Source organism: Pseudoxanthomonas sangjuensis (genome assembly GCF_010211755.1).
GTDB classification, from domain to species: Bacteria; Pseudomonadota; Gammaproteobacteria; order Xanthomonadales; family Xanthomonadaceae; genus Pseudoxanthomonas_A; species Pseudoxanthomonas_A sangjuensis.
In genome coordinates, this window is the sequence record NZ_PDWR01000004.1 from 74,685 (window position 1) to 90,842 (window position 16,158).

Annotated in this window: 14 protein-coding genes; 10 read left to right on the plus strand and 4 right to left on the minus strand. The window is 67.0% G+C overall.

Annotation, left to right across the window (positions count from 1 at the left end; all coding sequences use genetic code 11):
- Positions 1-59: 59 nt before the first annotated feature.
- Together gltX and CSC71_RS03160 are read left to right on the plus strand one after the other, a co-directional pair.
- Positions 60-1,466 carry a glutamate--tRNA ligase gene (gene gltX / locus CSC71_RS03155; RefSeq protein WP_162372896.1) on the plus strand — a complete coding sequence of 469 codons (1,407 nt, stop codon included), beginning with the start codon at positions 60-62 and terminating at the stop codon, positions 1,464-1,466.
- A gap of 10 nt (positions 1,467-1,476) precedes the next feature.
- A complete protein-coding gene (locus tag CSC71_RS03160; RefSeq protein ID WP_162372897.1) occupies positions 1,477-1,974 on the plus strand; it encodes a transcriptional repressor in 498 nt (165 codons plus the stop codon).
- An 85-nt stretch (positions 1,975-2,059) separates the two neighbouring features.
- Here the strand turns inward: CSC71_RS03160 and CSC71_RS03165 are convergent, their stop codons facing one another.
- From CSC71_RS03165 to CSC71_RS03180, 4 genes are all read right to left on the minus strand, one after another.
- Positions 2,060-2,407: a lipid-A-disaccharide synthase N-terminal domain-containing protein gene (locus CSC71_RS03165; RefSeq protein WP_162372898.1), complete on the minus strand. Its 348-nt coding sequence runs from the start codon at positions 2,405-2,407 to the stop codon at positions 2,060-2,062.
- The gene (locus tag CSC71_RS03170; protein WP_162372899.1) at positions 2,404-3,141 is read right to left on the minus strand and encodes a glycosyltransferase family 2 protein; all 738 of its coding nucleotides are present in this window, start codon (positions 3,139-3,141) and stop codon (positions 2,404-2,406) included. The genes CSC71_RS03165 and CSC71_RS03170 overlap by 4 nt, the downstream gene beginning before the upstream one ends.
- 19 nt (positions 3,142-3,160) lie before the next feature.
- Positions 3,161-4,900, minus strand: coding sequence for an ArnT family glycosyltransferase (locus tag CSC71_RS03175; RefSeq protein ID WP_162372900.1), 1,740 nt, complete (start codon positions 4,898-4,900; stop codon positions 3,161-3,163).
- A gap of 135 nt (positions 4,901-5,035) precedes the next feature.
- The gene (locus CSC71_RS03180; protein ID WP_162372901.1) at positions 5,036-6,721 is read right to left on the minus strand and encodes an electron transfer flavoprotein-ubiquinone oxidoreductase; all 1,686 of its coding nucleotides are present in this window, start codon (positions 6,719-6,721) and stop codon (positions 5,036-5,038) included.
- A 250-nt stretch (positions 6,722-6,971) separates the two neighbouring features.
- Between CSC71_RS03180 and acnD the strand changes: the two genes are divergently transcribed.
- From acnD to pheS, 8 genes are all read left to right on the plus strand, one after another.
- Positions 6,972-9,602: a Fe/S-dependent 2-methylisocitrate dehydratase AcnD gene (gene acnD, locus CSC71_RS03185; protein WP_162372902.1), complete on the plus strand. Its 2,631-nt coding sequence runs from the start codon at positions 6,972-6,974 to the stop codon at positions 9,600-9,602.
- A gap of 3 nt (positions 9,603-9,605) precedes the next feature.
- Complete coding sequence (locus CSC71_RS03190) at positions 9,606-10,190, plus strand: 2'-5' RNA ligase family protein (protein WP_162372903.1); 585 nt, start codon at positions 9,606-9,608, stop codon at positions 10,188-10,190.
- A 22-nt stretch (positions 10,191-10,212) separates the two neighbouring features.
- Positions 10,213-11,409, plus strand: coding sequence for a 2-methylaconitate cis-trans isomerase PrpF (gene prpF / locus CSC71_RS03195; RefSeq protein WP_162372904.1), 1,197 nt, complete (start codon positions 10,213-10,215; stop codon positions 11,407-11,409).
- Positions 11,410-11,633: 224 nt separating this feature from the next.
- Positions 11,634-13,532, plus strand: coding sequence for a threonine--tRNA ligase (thrS, locus tag CSC71_RS03200; RefSeq protein ID WP_162372905.1), 1,899 nt, complete (start codon positions 11,634-11,636; stop codon positions 13,530-13,532).
- Between the two features lie 97 nt (positions 13,533-13,629).
- Positions 13,630-14,154 (plus strand): translation initiation factor IF-3, encoded by a 525-nt coding sequence (gene infC, locus CSC71_RS03205; protein WP_211367838.1) that lies wholly within the window; start codon positions 13,630-13,632, stop codon positions 14,152-14,154.
- A gap of 279 nt (positions 14,155-14,433) precedes the next feature.
- Positions 14,434-14,631 carry a 50S ribosomal protein L35 gene (gene rpmI, locus CSC71_RS03210; RefSeq protein ID WP_162372906.1) on the plus strand — a complete coding sequence of 66 codons (198 nt, stop codon included), beginning with the start codon at positions 14,434-14,436 and terminating at the stop codon, positions 14,629-14,631.
- Between the two features lie 13 nt (positions 14,632-14,644).
- On the plus strand, positions 14,645-15,004 hold the full coding sequence (gene rplT, locus CSC71_RS03215) for a 50S ribosomal protein L20 (RefSeq protein ID WP_162372907.1): 360 nt from the start codon (positions 14,645-14,647) through the stop codon (positions 15,002-15,004).
- A gap of 121 nt (positions 15,005-15,125) precedes the next feature.
- Positions 15,126-16,136 carry a phenylalanine--tRNA ligase subunit alpha gene (gene pheS, locus CSC71_RS03220; protein WP_162372908.1) on the plus strand — a complete coding sequence of 337 codons (1,011 nt, stop codon included), beginning with the start codon at positions 15,126-15,128 and terminating at the stop codon, positions 16,134-16,136.
- Positions 16,137-16,158: the final 22 nt, after the last annotated feature.

Here is a 16,158-nt window from a genome sequence, read left to right on the forward strand (position 1 = left end):
TCGCGGCTCACGCCGCTCCTACAGGGTAAAATCAGCGGATTCCGCAATCCGAGTCCCCCATGACCTGCCGCACCCGTTTCGCCCCCAGTCCCACCGGCTACCTGCACATCGGCGGCGCGCGCACCGCGCTGTATTGCTGGCTGGAGGCGCGCCATCGCGGCGGCCAGTTCATCCTGCGCATCGAGGACACCGACCGCGAGCGCAGCACGCAGGCGGCGATCGACGCGATCCTCGAGGCGATGGACTGGCTGGGCTTGGACTACGACGAAGGCCCGATCTACCAGACCGATCGCGTCGCCCGCTACAGGGAAGTCGCCGAGCAGCTGGTCGCCGAGGGCAAGGCCTACTACGCCTACGAGTCGAAGGAAGAGCTCGACGCGATGCGCGAGGCGGCGATGGCCAGGCAGGAGAAGCCGCGCTACAACGGCGCCGCGCGCGCCCTGAACCTGCCGTACCGCGACGATCCCAACCGCGTCATCCGCTTCAAGAATCCGCTCGACGGCGTGGTCGCGTTCGACGACCTGATCAAGGGCCGCATCGAGATCGCCAACAGCGAGCTCGACGACATGGTGATCTTCCGCCCGGACGGCTACCCGACCTACAACTTCGCGGTGGTGGTCGACGACTGGGACATGGGCATCACCGAAGTCATCCGCGGCGACGACCACATCAACAACACGCCGCGCCAGATCAACCTGTACGAAGCGCTCGGCGCGCCGGTGCCGAAGTTCGCGCACATGCCGATGATCCTGGACGAGCAGGGCGCCAAGCTGTCCAAGCGCACCGGCGCGGCCGACGTAATGCAGTACAAGGACGCCGGCTACCTGCCGCACGCGCTGATCAACTACCTGGCGCGGCTTGGCTGGTCGCACGGCGACCAGGAATTGTTCACGCGGCAGGAACTGATCGACCTGTTCGACGTGAAGGACGTGAACAGCAAGGCCGCGCGCCTGGACATGGCCAAGCTGGGCTGGGTCAACCAGCACTACCTGAAGACCGACGCGCCGGAGAGCATCGCACCGCAGCTCGAATACCAGCTGCGGAAGCTGGGCCTCGACCCGTCGAAGGGGCCGAAGGCCGCCGACATCGTCGTTGCCCTGCGCGAGCGCGTGCAGACCCTGAAGGAAATGGCGGAGAAGTCGGCGGTGTGGTTCGTGCCGCTGGAAACCTACGACGAGGCCGCGGTGGCCAAGCACCTGAAGCCGGAAGCCGCGGTGTCCTTGTCCAAGGCGCGCGAGCTGCTCGCCGTGTTGCCCGAATGGACTGTCGAAGCGGTTTCCGTCGCGCTGCACGACGTGGCGGCGCAACTCGGCGTGGGCATGGGCAAGGTCGCGCAGCCGCTGCGCGTGGCGATCACCGGCACCCAGGTCAGCCCGGACATTTCGCAGACGGTGTACCTGGCCGGCCGGGACGAGGCGCTGAAGCGCATTGCCGCCGCGGTTGAAATCGCGGGGAAAAGCGCCTAAATACCCGAACATGGCCCGCAAGCACGCCCATCACGAAGCCTGCACCGACCCGTCGCACCACGTCGACGACGCGGGCGGCTTCGTGCGCGCGGTCGAGGCGGCCTGCCTTGAGCGCGGGCTGCGGCTGACGCCGATCCGTTCGCGGGTACTGGAACTGATCGCGGAAGCCGGCAAGCCGGTGAAGGCCTACGAACTGCTGGAGCTGGTGCGCGAAAGCAAGGGCGTCGGCGCCGACGCCCCGCCGACGGTGTATCGCGCGCTCGACTTCCTGATGGCCAACGGCTTCGTGCACAAGCTGGAATCGGTCAATGCCTTCGTCGCCTGCCACCATCCCAACAGCGCGCAGCACTCGGTGCCGTTCCTGATCTGCGACCGCTGCCACAGCGCCGTCGAACTCGAAGACGTCGAAGTCGTCTCGCAGCTGGAAGACCGCGCCAAGGCGCTCGGCTTCAGGCCGCAGGCGCAGACGCTGGAAGTGCACGGGCTTTGTGCGCGGTGTGCTGCGTAGGGTCGGGTTCGCTCGACCGCTTTTCGTTCCCCGTGCGATAAACCCGGAACGGTCGAGCAAGCTCGACTCTACAAAAGCATTGCGCCTAATGCGTCGCCTTGTTGCGCTTCCACCCGCGGTGCCTGATGTCCAGGTACAGGCTGTACAGCGCGGTGAATGCCGGGAACAGGTTCTGCAGCACGCCGACCGAGTCCTGCTTGGCGGAGAACAGGAAGTAGCTCAGCGTCATCAGGCTGCCGACCACGCTCATGTACCAGAACAGCCGCGGGATCACCGGCTTGCGCGCGCGCTTCGAGGCGATGAACTGCACCAGCCAGCGCCCGCCGAACATGAAGGCACCGGTGTAGCCGATCAGCTTCCAGCCGGTGACGTGCAGGCCGGTCCAGCCCAGCCACACGATTTCCTGGTTCAGCCAGTGGACGTCCGCGCTCACAGTTCTTCCACCGGCGTGCGCTTGCTGCGCGCGATCAGCCACGCCACGCCGCGCAGGTCGCGGATGCCGACCAGCGCGCGGTTGAGGTTGTTGTACTTCGACACGCCGCTGCCGCGCGGGCGGTGGTTGACCGGCACGCTGACCGTCTTCCAGCCCGCGCGCTGCATCAGCGCCGGCAGGAAGCGGTGCATGTGGTCGAAGTAGGGCAGGTCGAGGAAGGCGGCGCGTTCGAACAGCTTGAGCCCGCAACCGGTATCCGGCGTGTCGTCCTGCAGCAGGCGCGAGCGGATCGCGTTGGCCCATTTCGACGCCCAGCGCTTGCTGCCGCTGTCCTGGCGGTTGACGCGCCAGCCGGCGAACATCCGCGTGCCGGTCGTGTCCGCGTCGCGCGCGGCCAGCAGTTTCGGGATGTCGGCCGGATCGTTCTGGCCGTCGCCGTCGAGCGTGGCGATCCACTCGCCGCGCGCGGCCTTGATGCCGGTGCGGATGGCGGTGCTCTGGCCGCTGTTCTTCACGTGGTGCAGCACGCGCAGTTCCGGCGTCGTCGACTTCAGCGACTGCAGCACCTGCAGGCTGTCGTCGGTCGAATGGTCGTCGACGTAGACGATTTCGAAGCCGCCGCCATTCAGCAGCGCGTTGCCGCGCAATGCCGCGACGATCTCGTTCACCAGCGGCGCGACGTTGTCGCGTTCGTTGTAGACCGGGACGACGACGGAAAGGGGAAGCTGGCTCATGCTCGGATCGGGCGAGGCGTCAGTCGTCATTATCGTCGATCTCGTAAGCGGCCTGCCCCGCCAGTTCCGGCGTCCGGCAACCCGGCTTCCACGCCGTGCCCGGCACCAGCAGCCAGTTGCGCCGGTTCGACTGGCCGATCGCCACCACCTGCCCCGGGTCGGCGCAGGGACTCATCGCCTCGTCGAGCACGAACACCCAGCGTTTTTCGGGCTTTTCCGCCAGCCACGCCTCGGCGCCGGCCCATTGCTGCTGCCACGATTTCTTGAAGCCGAAATCGCGCGCCGGGCGGTCGGCCTGCAGCAGGTTCTGTTCCTTCCAGCCGACCATGCCCAGCTCGGCACCGGGGCCGATGCGCCGGCCGACTTTCTCCATCAATGCCCGCGCCGAACTGTCGGCGGTCAGCGTCGGGGTCAGGCCGATGCCGAAGATGATCCACAGCACCGCGGTCGCCGCGACCACGGCCGGCCAGGTCTTGCGGCGCCAGCCGTACAGCGCCGCGGCCAGCCAGGCGATACCCAGCGCCAGCAGCCACAGCAGCATCGCGCGCACGGTCGAAGCGTCCATGCCGCGCATCGACGCCTGCTTGTCGGCCCAGTGGCCGTGCCCGGTCAGCGCGGCCAACGAGCCCAGCAGGAACACCGCGGCGAACGCGAACAGGTAGCCGAGCAGCAGCCGGCGCACGCCCTTGCGCTGCAGCAGTCCCGGCAGCAGCGGCGCGGCGGCCAGCGCGAACGCGGGCAACGCCGGCAGGATGTAGACCTCGCGCTTGCCCGGGCTGGCGCTGAAGAACAGCAGCACCAGCAGCGCCCAGCCCAGCAGCAGCACGTAGCGCGCGTCGAAACGCTTCAGCTCGCGCCACCACGCCGGCGCCAGCCACGGCAGCAGCCACGACAGCGGCAACCACAGGGTCAGGATCACCTGGCCGAAGTACCACCACGGCTTCACGTGGTGCCAGGCGTTGGCGTAGCGCGTGGCGGTCTGCCGGAACAGGATTTCGTTGGCGTAGCGCTGCAGCGCCGGGTCGCTGCCGGCGTAGGCCGCGTACGCCATCGGGAACACCCAGACCCCGGCGCCGAGCGCGAAGAACAGCACCCCCAGCGCACTGCGTCCGAGGTTCGCGCCGCTCCATTCCGGTTTCGGGCCATGCGCCAGCCTCAGCACCAGCCACGGCACCAGCACCAGCAGCGGCAGGAAGCCGACGCCCTTGGTCACGGTGCCCAGTCCCGCGGCGAAGCAGCCCAGCCACAGTGCGCGCCAGTCGGGGCCGAGCAGCAGGTGGCGCAGCAGGCCCCACAGCGACAGTGTCATCATCCCGACCACGGTGATGTCGATCTGCGCGCGCTTGGCCATCAGCCCGAACTGCAGCGCCACGAACACCGCCAGCGCGGCGTAGCGGCCGGTCTGCTCGTTCCACAGGCGCTTGCCGAGGTCGTGGACCAGCCACAGCACCAGCAGCGCCGACAGCAGCGACGGCAGCAGGAAGGCGATGCGCCAGTTGCGCACGACTTCGTACGAAGCCGCCTGCAACCACATGAAGGTCGGCGGCTTCTCCGCGTACAACTCGCTGCCGCGGTGCGGGAACAGCCACTGCCCGGATTCGACCATGTGTTTCGCGGCCAGCACGAAGCGCGGTTCGTCCGGCGGGGTGGGTTCGCGCAGGCCGATGCCGGCGGCGATGCTCAGCACGGCCAGTGCGAGCAGGATCCAGAAGGTACGGCGGGAAAGTCCTTCGGGTGCGGCGCTGGCGGGAGTCGGCATATCGGGTTCTGGTGGGAGGGCCGGGCTATTCTGCATCCGTTCCGTTAGCGGTCCGTCGGAGCGCTTGCCCCGCCCGCGAAGAGGAGAGGGCGGGCACGGCATCCCCGCGTGATGCGCCCGTTTCCTGCGCCGGCATTACATGCCGGCGTAGTTGGGCCCGCCCCCGCCCTGCGGCGCGACCCAGACGATGTTCTGGGTCGGGTCCTTGATGTCGCAGGTCTTGCAGTGCACGCAGTTCTGCGCGTTGACCTGCAGCCGCGGATTGCCTTCGTCGACGCCGACGAATTCGTACACGCCGGCCGGGCAGTAGCGCGCCTCGGGGCCGGCGTATTCCTTCAGGTTGACGTTCACCGGTACCGCTGCGTCCTTCAGCGTCAGGTGGCTGGGCTGGTCCTCGTCGTGGTTGGTGCTGGACAGGAACACCGAACTCAGGCGGTCGAAGCTGAGCACGCCATCGGGTTTCGGATACGCGATCTTCTCGCACTGCGCGGCTGGCAGCAGCGTCGCATGGTCCGGCGTGTGGTGGCGGATCGTCCACGGCGGATTGCGGATGCCAAGCTTCGGCAGCAGCCACTGCTCGATGCCGGTCATCAGCGTCGCCAGCGAACGGCCCTTCTTGAACCACTGCTTGAAGTTCTTCGACTGCCGCAGTTCCGCGAACAGCCAGCTCTTCTCGAACGCGGCCGGATACGCGCTCAGCTCATCCTGCGCGCGGCCTTCGCCCAGCGCCGCGAAGGCGGCCTCGGCGGCCAGCATGCCGGTCTTGATCGCGGCATGGCTGCCCTTGATGCGGCTGGCGTTGAGGTAGCCGGCCTCGCAGCCGACCAGCGCGCCGCCGGGGAACACGGTCTTCGGCAGCGACAGGATGCCGCCGGCGGTGATCGCGCGCGCGCCGTAGCCGATGCGCTTGCCGCCTTCCAGGTGCTTGCGGATCGCCGGGTGGGTCTTGAAGCGCTGGAATTCCTCGAACGGGCTCAGCCACGGGTTCTTGTAATCGAGGCCGACGACGAAGCCGATCGCGATCCTGCCGTCTTCGGCGTGGTACAGGAACGAACCGCCGTAGGTGTCGGCATCCAGCGGCCAGCCGGCGGTGTGCACCACCAGGCCGGGCTGGTGCTTGGCCGGATCGGCCTGCCACAGTTCCTTGATGCCGATGCCGTAGCTCTGCGGATCCTTGCCTTCGTCGAGCTTGAACTTGTCGATCAGCTGCCGGCCGAGCTGGCCGCGCGCGCCTTCGGCGAAGATCGTGTACTTCGCGTGCAGCTCCATGCCCAGTTGGAACTGGTCGGTCGGCTCGCCGTCCTTGCCGATGCCCATGTTGCCGGTGGCGACGCCCTTCACCGCGCCGTCGTCGGCATGGAGGATTTCCGCGGCGGCGAAGCCGGGGAAGATTTCCACGCCCAGGCTCTCGGCCTGCTGCGCCAGCCAGCGCACCACCGCACCCAGGCTGACGATGTAGTTGCCTTCGTTGTGGAAGCATTCCGGCAGCAGCCAGTTCGGCGTGGCCCGGGCGGAGGTTTCGTCGAGGAACAGGAATTCGTCCCTGGTCACCGCCTGCTTGAGCGGGGCGCCCAGTTCCTTCCAGTTCGGGAACAGTTCGGCCAGCGCCTTCGGGTCCATGATCGCGCCGGACAGGATGTGCGCGCCGGGTTCGGAGCCTTTCTCCAGCACGCAGACCGAGACTTCGCGGCCGGCCTCGGCGGCCAGCTGCTTCAGTCGAATTGCGGTCGCCAGGCCGCCGGGACCTGCGCCGACCACGACCACGTCGTATTCCATCGATTCGCGCGGGCCATAGGTGGATAGCAGTTGTTCCGGGGTCATGGCGTGGCTCGTGGCTGGGCAAGGCCGACATGATACCAACGGCCCCGTATGGTCGGCCCGGGGCCGGTCGCGACAGGGGCGTGAACGGCCGTGCTGCACCATCGTATTGATTGATTTGATCAAGATTGATCAATGGTTTCGTTGGTGCCAGATTGTGCGCAACGACCGCGGGAGGATTTCCGTTCCCGTAATCGCGGCGGGAGCAACATGTTCCCACCGCGCATGCCAGCCCAGATTCCGGATGCCCGCCATGAACACGAAATACCGCAAGCCGCTTGCCGGTTCGTCCCTCGACTGGTTCGACGCCCGGGCGGCCGTCGAGGACATCGTCCCCGGTGCCTGGGACAAGCTGCCGTACACCGCGCGCGTCCACGCCGAGAACATCGTGCGCAGGGCCGAGCCGGGGAAGATCGCCGCCTACCTGGGCCAGTTGATCGGCCGCAAGCGCGACCTCGACTTCCCGTGGTTCCCGGCGCGCGTGGTGTGCCACGACATCCTCGGCCAGACCGCACTGGTCGACCTCGCCGGCCTGCGCGACGCCATCGCCGACCGCGGCGGCGATCCGGCCCAGGTCAACCCGGTGGTGCCGGTGCAGCTGATCGTCGACCACTCGCTGGCGGTGGAAGCGCCGGGCTTCGACAAGGACGCGTTCGCCAAGAACCGCGCCATCGAGGACCGCCGCAACGAGGACCGCTTCCACTTCATCGACTGGACCAAGAAGGCGTTCCGCAACGTCGACGTGATCCCGCCGGGCAACGGCATCATGCACCAGATCAACCTGGAGAAGATGTCGCCGGTGGTCTACGTGCAACAAACTGATAACGGCCGGGGCATCGCCTTCCCCGATACCTGCGTCGGCACCGACAGCCACACGCCGCACGTCGACGCGCTGGGCGTGAGCGCGGTCGGCGTCGGCGGCCTGGAAGCCGAGAACGGGATGCTGGGCCGCGCCTCGTGGATGCGCCTGCCGGACATCGTCGGCGTCGAACTGTCGGGCAAGCCGCAGCCGGGCATCACCGCGACCGACGTCGTCCTTGCGCTGACCGAATTCCTGCGCAAGGAAAAGGTCGTCGGCGCCTACCTCGAATTCCGCGGCGAAGGCGCGGCGGCGCTGACCGTGGGCGACCGCGCGACGATCTCGAACATGGCGCCGGAATACGGTGCGACCGCGGCGATGTTCTTCATCGACCAGCAGACGCTGGACTACCTGCGCCTGACCGGCCGCGACGAGGCGCAGGTCGGGCGGGTCGAAACCTACGCGAAGACCGCCGGCCTGTGGGCCGATGCGCTGAAGACCGCCGAATACGAACGCACGCTGCGTTTCGACCTGTCCAGCGTCGTGCGCAACATGGCCGGCCCGTCGAACCCGCACAAGCGCCTGCCGACGTCGGCGCTGCACGAGCGCGGTATCGCCGACGAGGCCAAGCTGGAGGCCGCCAGGGCCGAAGAGGCGCAGGGCCGGCTGCCGGACGGCGCGGTGATCATCGCCGCGATCACGTCGTGCACGAACACGTCGAACCCGCGCAACGTCATCGCCGCCGGCCTGCTTGCACGGAATGCGAACGCGAAGGGCCTGGTGCGCAAGCCGTGGGTGAAGACTTCGCTCGCGCCGGGTTCGAAGGCGGTGCAGCTGTACCTGGAAGAAGCGAAGCTGCTGCCGGAACTGGAGAAACTCGGCTTCGGCGTGGTCGCCTTCGCCTGCACCACCTGCAACGGCATGAGCGGCGCGCTGGACCCGAAGATCCAGCAGGAAATCGTCGATCGCGACCTGTATTCGGTCGCGGTGCTGTCGGGCAACCGCAACTTCGACGGCCGCATCCATCCCTACGCCAAGCAGGCCTTCCTCGCCTCGCCGCCGCTGGTGATCGCCTACGCGATCGCCGGCACGGTGCGCTTCGACATCGAGAAGGATACGCTCGGTTTCGATGCCGACGGCAAGCCGGTCACGCTGAAGGACATCTGGCCCAGCGACGAGGAAATCGACGCGATCGTGAAGAGCAGCGTCAAGCCGGAACATTTCCGCCAGGTCTACGAGCCGATGTTCAGGTTCGCGGTCGAGACCGGCGCGAAGACCGATCCGCTGTACGCGTGGCGCCCGATGTCGACCTACATCCGCCGCCCGCCGTACTGGGAAGGCGCGCTGGCCGGCGAACGCACGCTGCGCGCCATGCGCCCGCTCGCCGTGCTCGGCGACAACATCACCACCGACCACCTGTCGCCGTCGAATGCGATCCTCGCCGACAGCGCCGCCGGCGAATACCTGGCGAAGATGGGCCTGCCGGAAGAAGACTTCAATTCCTACGCCACGCACCGCGGCGACCACCTCACCGCGCAGCGCGCCACCTTCGCCAACCCGAAGCTGGTCAACGAAATGGCGGTGGTCGATGGACAGGTCAAGCAGGGCTCGCTGGCGCGCGTCGAACCGGAAGGCGAGGTCGTGCGCATGTGGGAAGCGATCGAAACCTACATGCAGCGCAAGCAGCCGCTGATCGTCGTCGCCGGCGCCGACTACGGCCAGGGTTCGTCGCGCGACTGGGCGGCGAAGGGCGTGCGCCTGGCCGGCGTCGAGGCCATCGTCGCCGAGGGTTTCGAGCGCATCCATCGCACCAACCTGATCGGCATGGGCGTGCTGCCGCTGGAGTTCAAGCCGGGGCAGAACCGCAAGACCTTCGGCATCGACGGCACCGAGACCTTCGACGTCGTTGGCCAGCGCAAGCCGCGCGCCGACCTGACGCTCGTCATCCATCGCGGCAACGGCGAAACGGTCGAAGTGCCGGTGACCTGCCGGCTCGACTCGGACGAAGAGGTTTCGATCTACGAAGCCGGCGGCGTGCTGCAGCGCTTCGCGCAGGATTTCCTCGAGTCGTCGAAGGCGGCATGACGGATGTCCAAGGCGCGGTTGCTGTTCCTGGCGTTGCCCCCGTTGCAGGTGGTCGAGGCGATCCGCTCGGCCATGGCAAGGGATCGGCTGGAACAGCGATTGGGCGGGCGCCTGTTCGCGCCATCGAACTGGCACCAGTCGTTGTCCGAACGGATCTATTCGCCGACCGCGCAGGAGTGCGATGCGATGTTGCCGGTCGGCGCGGCGATCGCGGCTTCCGCACACGCCTGCACGCTGGCGTTCAACCGGATCAACAGCCAGGTGGACCCGGAGGGACGGATCCACTGGACCTTGCAGGGGCATGGCCTGCCGAAGTCGTTCGAAGCGCTGCGCACGCATGTACGCAAGCGGATCGAAATCGCCGGCGAAACGCGCATGCTGCACAACCCATCGCCACACATCACGCTCAGCTACGACGCCACCGAACCGCTGGGGCAAACGATCCGGGTCGATCCGTGGGTCCGCTGGACCATCGACGAGTTGTTGCTGGTCATCGGCGGCGGCAAACCCTACGCTTACGAAATCGTCGGGCGCTGGCCGTTGTTGCCGGAAGTCGATCCGCCCGCCACGCAGATGGGCCTGTTCTAGTCGTTTGACCCGGGAGTCCGCCATGCCCTTCGTACCGCAAATCAAGATTCCCGCCGCCTACATCCGCGGCGGCACCAGCAAGGGCGTGTTCTTCCGCCAGCGCGACCTGCCGCAGTCCGCGCAGAAGGCCGGCGCCGCGCGCGACAAGCTGCTGCTGCGGGTGATCGGTTCGCCCGATCCCTACGGCAAGCAGGTCGACGGCATGGGCGGCGCGACCTCGAGCACCAGCAAGGTGGTGATCCTGTCGAAGAGCAAGCGCCCGGACCACGACGTCGACTACCTGTTCGGCCAGGTGTCGATCGACAAGCCCTTCATCGACTGGAGCGGCAACTGCGGCAACCTGTCCGCCGCGGTCGGGCCGTTCGCGGTCGCCGACGGACTGGTCGATCCCGGCCGCATCCCCGACAACGGCACGGTCGCCGTGCGCATCTGGCAGGCCAACATCGGCAAGACCATCGTCGCGCACGTGCCGATCGGCAACGGCCAGGTGCAGGAAACCGGCGATTTCGAGCTCGACGGCGTGACTTTCCCGGCGGCCGAGGTGCAGCTGGAGTTCCTCGATCCCGCCGACGAGGGCGAAGGCGAGGGCGAGGGCGGTGCCATGTTCCCGACCGGCAACCTGGTCGACGATCTCGAGGTGCCTGGCGTCGGCACCCTCAAGGCGACGCTGATCAACGCCGGCATCCCGACGATCTTCGTCAATGCCGCCGACATCGGCTACGCCGGCACCGAACTGCAGGGCGACATCAACGAAGACAAGGCCGCGCTGGCCAAATTCGAAACCATCCGCGCCCACGGTGCACTGAAGATGGGATTGATAAAGGACCTCTCCGAAGCCTCGACCCGCCAGCACACGCCGAAGGTCGCCTTCGTCGCCCCGCCGAAGGACTACGTTTCCTCCAGCGGCCGGCCCGTCGCTGCCGGCGACATCGACCTGCTGGTCCGCGCGCTGTCGATGGGCAAGCTGCACCACGCGATGATGGGCACGGCCGCTGTCGCTATCGGCACCGCGGCGGCGATTCCCGGGACCCTGGTCGACCTCGCGGCGGGCGGCGGCGGGCGCAATGCGGTGCGTTTCGGCCACCCCTCCGGCACCCTGCGGGTCGGGGCCGAGGCCAGGCAGGTCGACGGCCAGTGGACCGTGGCCAAGGCGATCATGAGCCGCAGCGCCCGCGTGCTGATGGAAGGCTGGGTCCGGGTCCCGGCGGACGCCTTTTGATGTGCCGGGCGGTCCCCGCCCCCGGGAACGCTGGCCCGGATTTGGCTTAGAATGGCGCCAACCGACGCAGACCAAGGTGGCCCGCGGAAACGCTGGCCGAGCGTGCGACATGAGCACTACCACCGCCCACTGCTGATTCGACCCGAGGACACCGGAAAGGCGCCCTCGCGGCGCCTTTTGCATTTTGGGCGGCCATGCGCCGCGCCCATCGAACCAAGAAACCCATGATCACGATCACGCTCCCGGACGGCAGCCGCCGCGAATTCGAAAACCCCGTTTCCGTCATGCAGGTCGCGCAGTCGATCGGCGCCGGCCTGGCCAAGGCCACCCTCGCCGGCGCGGTCGACGGCAAGCTGGTCGATGCCAGCGACGTCATCGACCACGACGCGTCCCTCCGCATCATCACTCCGAAGGACGCCGAAGGCGTCGAGATCATCCGCCACTCCTGCGCGCACCTGGTCGGCCATGCGGTCAAGCAGCTGTATCCGGACGTGAAGATGGTGATCGGCCCGGTGATCGAGGAAGGCTTCTATTACGACATCTACTCCGAGCGCCCGTTCACGCCGGAAGACCTCGTCGCGATCGAGCAGCGCATGAAGGAGCTGATCGACCGGGACTACGACGTGGTCAAGAAGATGACCCCGCGCGCCGAGGTCATCGAGGTGTTCAGGTCGCGCGGCGAGGACTACAAGCTGCGCCTGATCGACGACATGCCCGACGAGAAGGCGATGGGCCTGTACTACCACCAGGAATACGTCGACATGTGCCGCGGCCCGCACGTGCCGAACACGCGCTTCCTGAAGGCGTTCAAGCTGACCCGCATCTCCGGCGCGTACTGGCGCGGCGATTCGAAGAACGAGCAGCTGCAGCGCATCTACGGCACCGCCTGGGCCGACAAGAAGCAGCTCGACGCCTACATCCAGCGCATCGAGGAAGCCGAAAAGCGCGATCACCGCAAGATCGGCAGGCAGCAGGACCTGTTCCACCTGCAGGAAGAGGCGCCGGGCCTGGTGTTCTGGCACCCGAAGGGCTGGGCGATCTGGCAGGTGGTCGAGCAGTACATGCGCAAGGTCTACCGCGAGACCGGCTACGGCGAGGTGCGCTGCCCGCAGATCCTCGACGTGTCGCTGTGGCAGAAGTCCGGCCACTGGGACAACTACAAGGACAACATGTTCTTCACCGAGTCGGAGAAGCGCACCTACGCGGTCAAGCCGATGAACTGCCCGGGCCACGTGCAGGTGTTCAACCAGGGCCTGCACAGCTACCGCGACCTGCCGATCCGCTACGGCGAGTTCGGTTCCTGCCATCGCAACGAGCCGTCCGGCGCGCTGCACGGCATCCTGCGCGTGCGCGGCTTCACCCAGGACGACGGCCACATCTTCTGCACCGAGGAACAGATCGAGTCGGAAGTGACCGCGTTCCACGAGCAGGCGCTGAAGGTCTACTCGGACTTCGGCTTTTCCGACATCCAGATCAAGATCGCGCTGCGCCCGGAGCCGCGCCTCGGCGACGACGCCACTTGGGACAAGGCCGAGGATGCGCTGCGCTCGGCGCTGCGCAACGCCGGCGTCGAATGGCAGGAACTGCCGGGCGAGGGCGCGTTCTACGGCCCGAAGATCGAGTACCACCTCAAGGACGCCATCGGCCGCACCTGGCAACTGGGCACGATGCAGGTCGATTTCATGATGCCGGGGCGCCTGGGCGCCGAGTACGTCGACGAAAACAGCCAGAAGCGGCATCCGGTGATGCTGCACCGGGCCATCGTCGGCTCGATGGAGCGCTTCATCGGCATCCTGATCGAGCACCATGCCGGCGCTTTCCCGGCCTGGCTGGCCCCGGTGCAGGCGGTGGTCGCCAACATCACCGACGCCCAGGCCGACTGGGTCGAGGAAGTCCGGAAAACCCTTGTGAATCAAGGGTTCCGGGTCGTTTCCGATTTGCGCAACGAAAAGATCGGCTATAAAATCCGCGAACACACGCTGCAACGGGTGCCGTACCTGCTGGTGGTTGGAGACCGCGAGAAGGAAAATGGCGCCGTTGCCGTTCGTACGCGTTCGGGAGAAGATCTGGGCACGATGAGCCTGGCCGCCTTCGCCGAGCGGTTGCGTAACGAACGGGCGTAAGCCGGCGGAAGCTCGGCCAGTCCCGGCCGGGGCGACGATCGCGCCCTGGCCGGCATCCGCCCGCCCGACCAGCGGGACGACCCTTGGAGACCCTCACATCAGTACCCCCGACAATAAGCAGAACCGCAAGAACCATGAAATCCGCGTGCCGCGCGTGCGCGTGATCGGCAGCGACGGCGAGATGATCGGCGTGCTTTCGCGCGACGAAGCCTTGGCGATGGCCGAGGAGGAAGGCCTCGACCTGGTCGAGATCCAGCCCAATGCCGAGCCGCCGGTCTGCAAGATCATGGACTTCGGCAAATTCCGCTTCGAGCAGCAGAAGAAGGCCAACGAGGCCAAGAAGAAGCAGAAGCAGGTCGAGATCAAGGAACTGAAGTTCCGCCCGGTCACCGACGAGGGCGACTACCAGATCAAGATGCGCAACATCCGCCGCTTCCTCGAGGAAGGCGACAAGGTCAAGGTCAACATCCGCTTCCGCGGCCGCGAGATGAGCCACCAGGAGCTGGGCCGGCAGATGGCCGCGCGCATCGAGGCCGAACTGGGCGACGAGATCGTCGTCGAGTCGCGCCCGCGCCTGGAAGGCCGGCAGATGGTCATGATGATCGCGCCGAAGAAGAAGTAACCGGCCGGGTTCATCCGAATGCAGGAGGGCGCCGCAAGGCGCCCTTCGCCGTTGCGGCGCTCCCTCCCGCAGAACCCCCTGATTTGCAAAGGATTCGGCCCACCGGCATAATGTGCGGCCCGGTTCGCCGGGAGTCGTCGCCGGAAACGGTCGCGACAGCAGGGAACCCGTCTTGATTTCTTTTTGAATCAACGACTTAAAAACCGGTTTGGGCAGGATGGAAAGTGCGCCCCGTGCGTCGCCCGGCCAGTAATCGACAATCCAAGCAAGGATTCCACAATGCCCAAGATCAAGACCCACCGGGCCGCGGCCAAGCGTTTCCGCAAGACCGCTTCCGGCAAGTACAAGGCTGGCTCGGCCAACCGCAGCCACATCCTCACCAAGAAAGCGACCAAGACCAAGCGCGAAGCCCGCGCCGGCCAGATCGTCCGCAAGGAAGATTCCGGCCGCCTGGATCGCATGCTGCCGTATCTCTGAGGAGGACTGAACCATGGCACGAGTCAAGCGTGGCGTGACGGCGCGTCGTCGTCACAAGAAGATCATCAGCCGTGCGAAGGGCTACTACAACGCCCGCCGCAAGGTTTTCCGCGTCGCCAAGCAGGCGGTCATCAAGGCGCAGCAGTACGCCTACATCGGCCGCAAGCAGAAGAAGCGCAACTTCCGCTCGCTGTGGATCACCCGCATCAACGCGGCTGCCCGCATCAACGGCCTGAGCTACAGCCGTTTCATGAACGGCCTGCAGAAGGCCGGCATCACCCTGGACCGCAAGGTGCTGGCGGACATCGCCGTGCACGATGCGGCGGGTTTTGCGGCCCTGGCGGAAAAGGCGAAGGGCGCACTCGCGGCCTGATGGCCGCGTCTCCACTGCAGAACGCATGACCGGCAGTCCACCGCCGGGCACACGTGGGGAAGGGCGCGAGTCCTTCCCCATTTGTTTTTCATGGTCGGCGAACGCACGGAACACTTTGCAAATGAGCCAAATCGAAACCCTTTCCGCGCAGGCGCTGGCCGACATCGCGGCGTCGTCGTCGCCGGATGCGCTCGAGCAGTTGCGCGTCGCCCTGCTCGGCAAGCACGGCAGCATCACCGCGCAGCTGAAGTCGCTGGGCACGCTGCCCGCCGACCAGCGCAAGGCCGCGGGCGAGGCGATCAACCGCGCCCGCGATGCCATCGGCGAGGCGCTGTCGGCGCGCAAGGCCGTGCTGGAAGACGCCGCGCTGGACGCGCGCCTGGCCGGCGAAAGCGTCGACGTGACCCTGCCGGGGCGCAACGGCGGCCGCGGCGGCCTGCACCCGATCAGCCGCACCATGGAACGCATCGCCGACATCTTCGGCCGGCTCGGCTACGAGCTCGCCGATGGCCCGGAGATCGAGGACGACTGGCACAACTTCGAGGCACTGAACTTCCCGCCGCACCACCCGGCGCGGGCGATGCACGACACCTTCTATTTCCCGCCCGACGGCCGCGGCGTCGCCCGCCTGCTGCGCACGCATACCAGCGGCGTGCAGGTGCGCTACATGGGCGGGCACAAGCCGCCGCTGCGGATGATCGCGCTGGGCAAGGTCTACCGTTCCGACAGCGACCAGACCCATTCGCCGATGTTCCACCAGTGCGAAGGCCTGCTGGTCGACGAGCATTCCACCTTCGCCGACCTCAAGGGCACGCTGGCCGAATTCGTCCGCGCCTTCTTCGAGCGCGACTTCGAGATGCGTTTCCGCCCCAGCTACTTCCCGTTCGTCGAACCCGGCGCGGAAGTGGACATCGCCTGGCACCAGCCCGACGGCAGCAAGCGCTGGCTCGAGGTGCTGGGCTGCGGCATGGTCCACCCGAACGTGCTGAAGAACGTCGGCATCGATCCGGAGCGCTACACCGGCTTCGCCTTCGGCCTGGGCGTGGAACGCTTCGCGATGCTGCGCTACGGCGTCAACGACCTGCGCGCGTTCTTCGACAACGACGTGCGCTTCCTGAGGCAATTCGCATGAGCAAGGCGGGCCTGGCCCGTCT

Coding starts and splice junctions, on each gene's coding strand:
- gltX (WP_162372896.1), top strand. CDS start 60: ATGACCTGCCGCACCCGTTTCGCCCCCAGTCCCACCGGCTACCTGCAC.
- CSC71_RS03160 (WP_162372897.1), top strand. CDS start 1,477: ATGGCCCGCAAGCACGCCCATCACGAAGCCTGCACCGACCCGTCGCAC.
- CSC71_RS03170 (WP_162372899.1), bottom strand. CDS start 3,141: ATGAGCCAGCTTCCCCTTTCCGTCGTCGTCCCGGTCTACAACGAACGC.
- CSC71_RS03175 (WP_162372900.1), bottom strand. CDS start 4,900: ATGCCGACTCCCGCCAGCGCCGCACCCGAAGGACTTTCCCGCCGTACC.
- CSC71_RS03180 (WP_162372901.1), bottom strand. CDS start 6,721: ATGACCCCGGAACAACTGCTATCCACCTATGGCCCGCGCGAATCGATG.
- acnD (WP_162372902.1), top strand. CDS start 6,972: ATGAACACGAAATACCGCAAGCCGCTTGCCGGTTCGTCCCTCGACTGG.
- CSC71_RS03190 (WP_162372903.1), top strand. CDS start 9,606: ATGTCCAAGGCGCGGTTGCTGTTCCTGGCGTTGCCCCCGTTGCAGGTG.
- prpF (WP_162372904.1), top strand. CDS start 10,213: ATGCCCTTCGTACCGCAAATCAAGATTCCCGCCGCCTACATCCGCGGC.
- thrS (WP_162372905.1), top strand. CDS start 11,634: ATGATCACGATCACGCTCCCGGACGGCAGCCGCCGCGAATTCGAAAAC.
- rpmI (WP_162372906.1), top strand. CDS start 14,434: ATGCCCAAGATCAAGACCCACCGGGCCGCGGCCAAGCGTTTCCGCAAG.
- rplT (WP_162372907.1), top strand. CDS start 14,645: ATGGCACGAGTCAAGCGTGGCGTGACGGCGCGTCGTCGTCACAAGAAG.
- pheS (WP_162372908.1), top strand. CDS start 15,126: ATGAGCCAAATCGAAACCCTTTCCGCGCAGGCGCTGGCCGACATCGCG.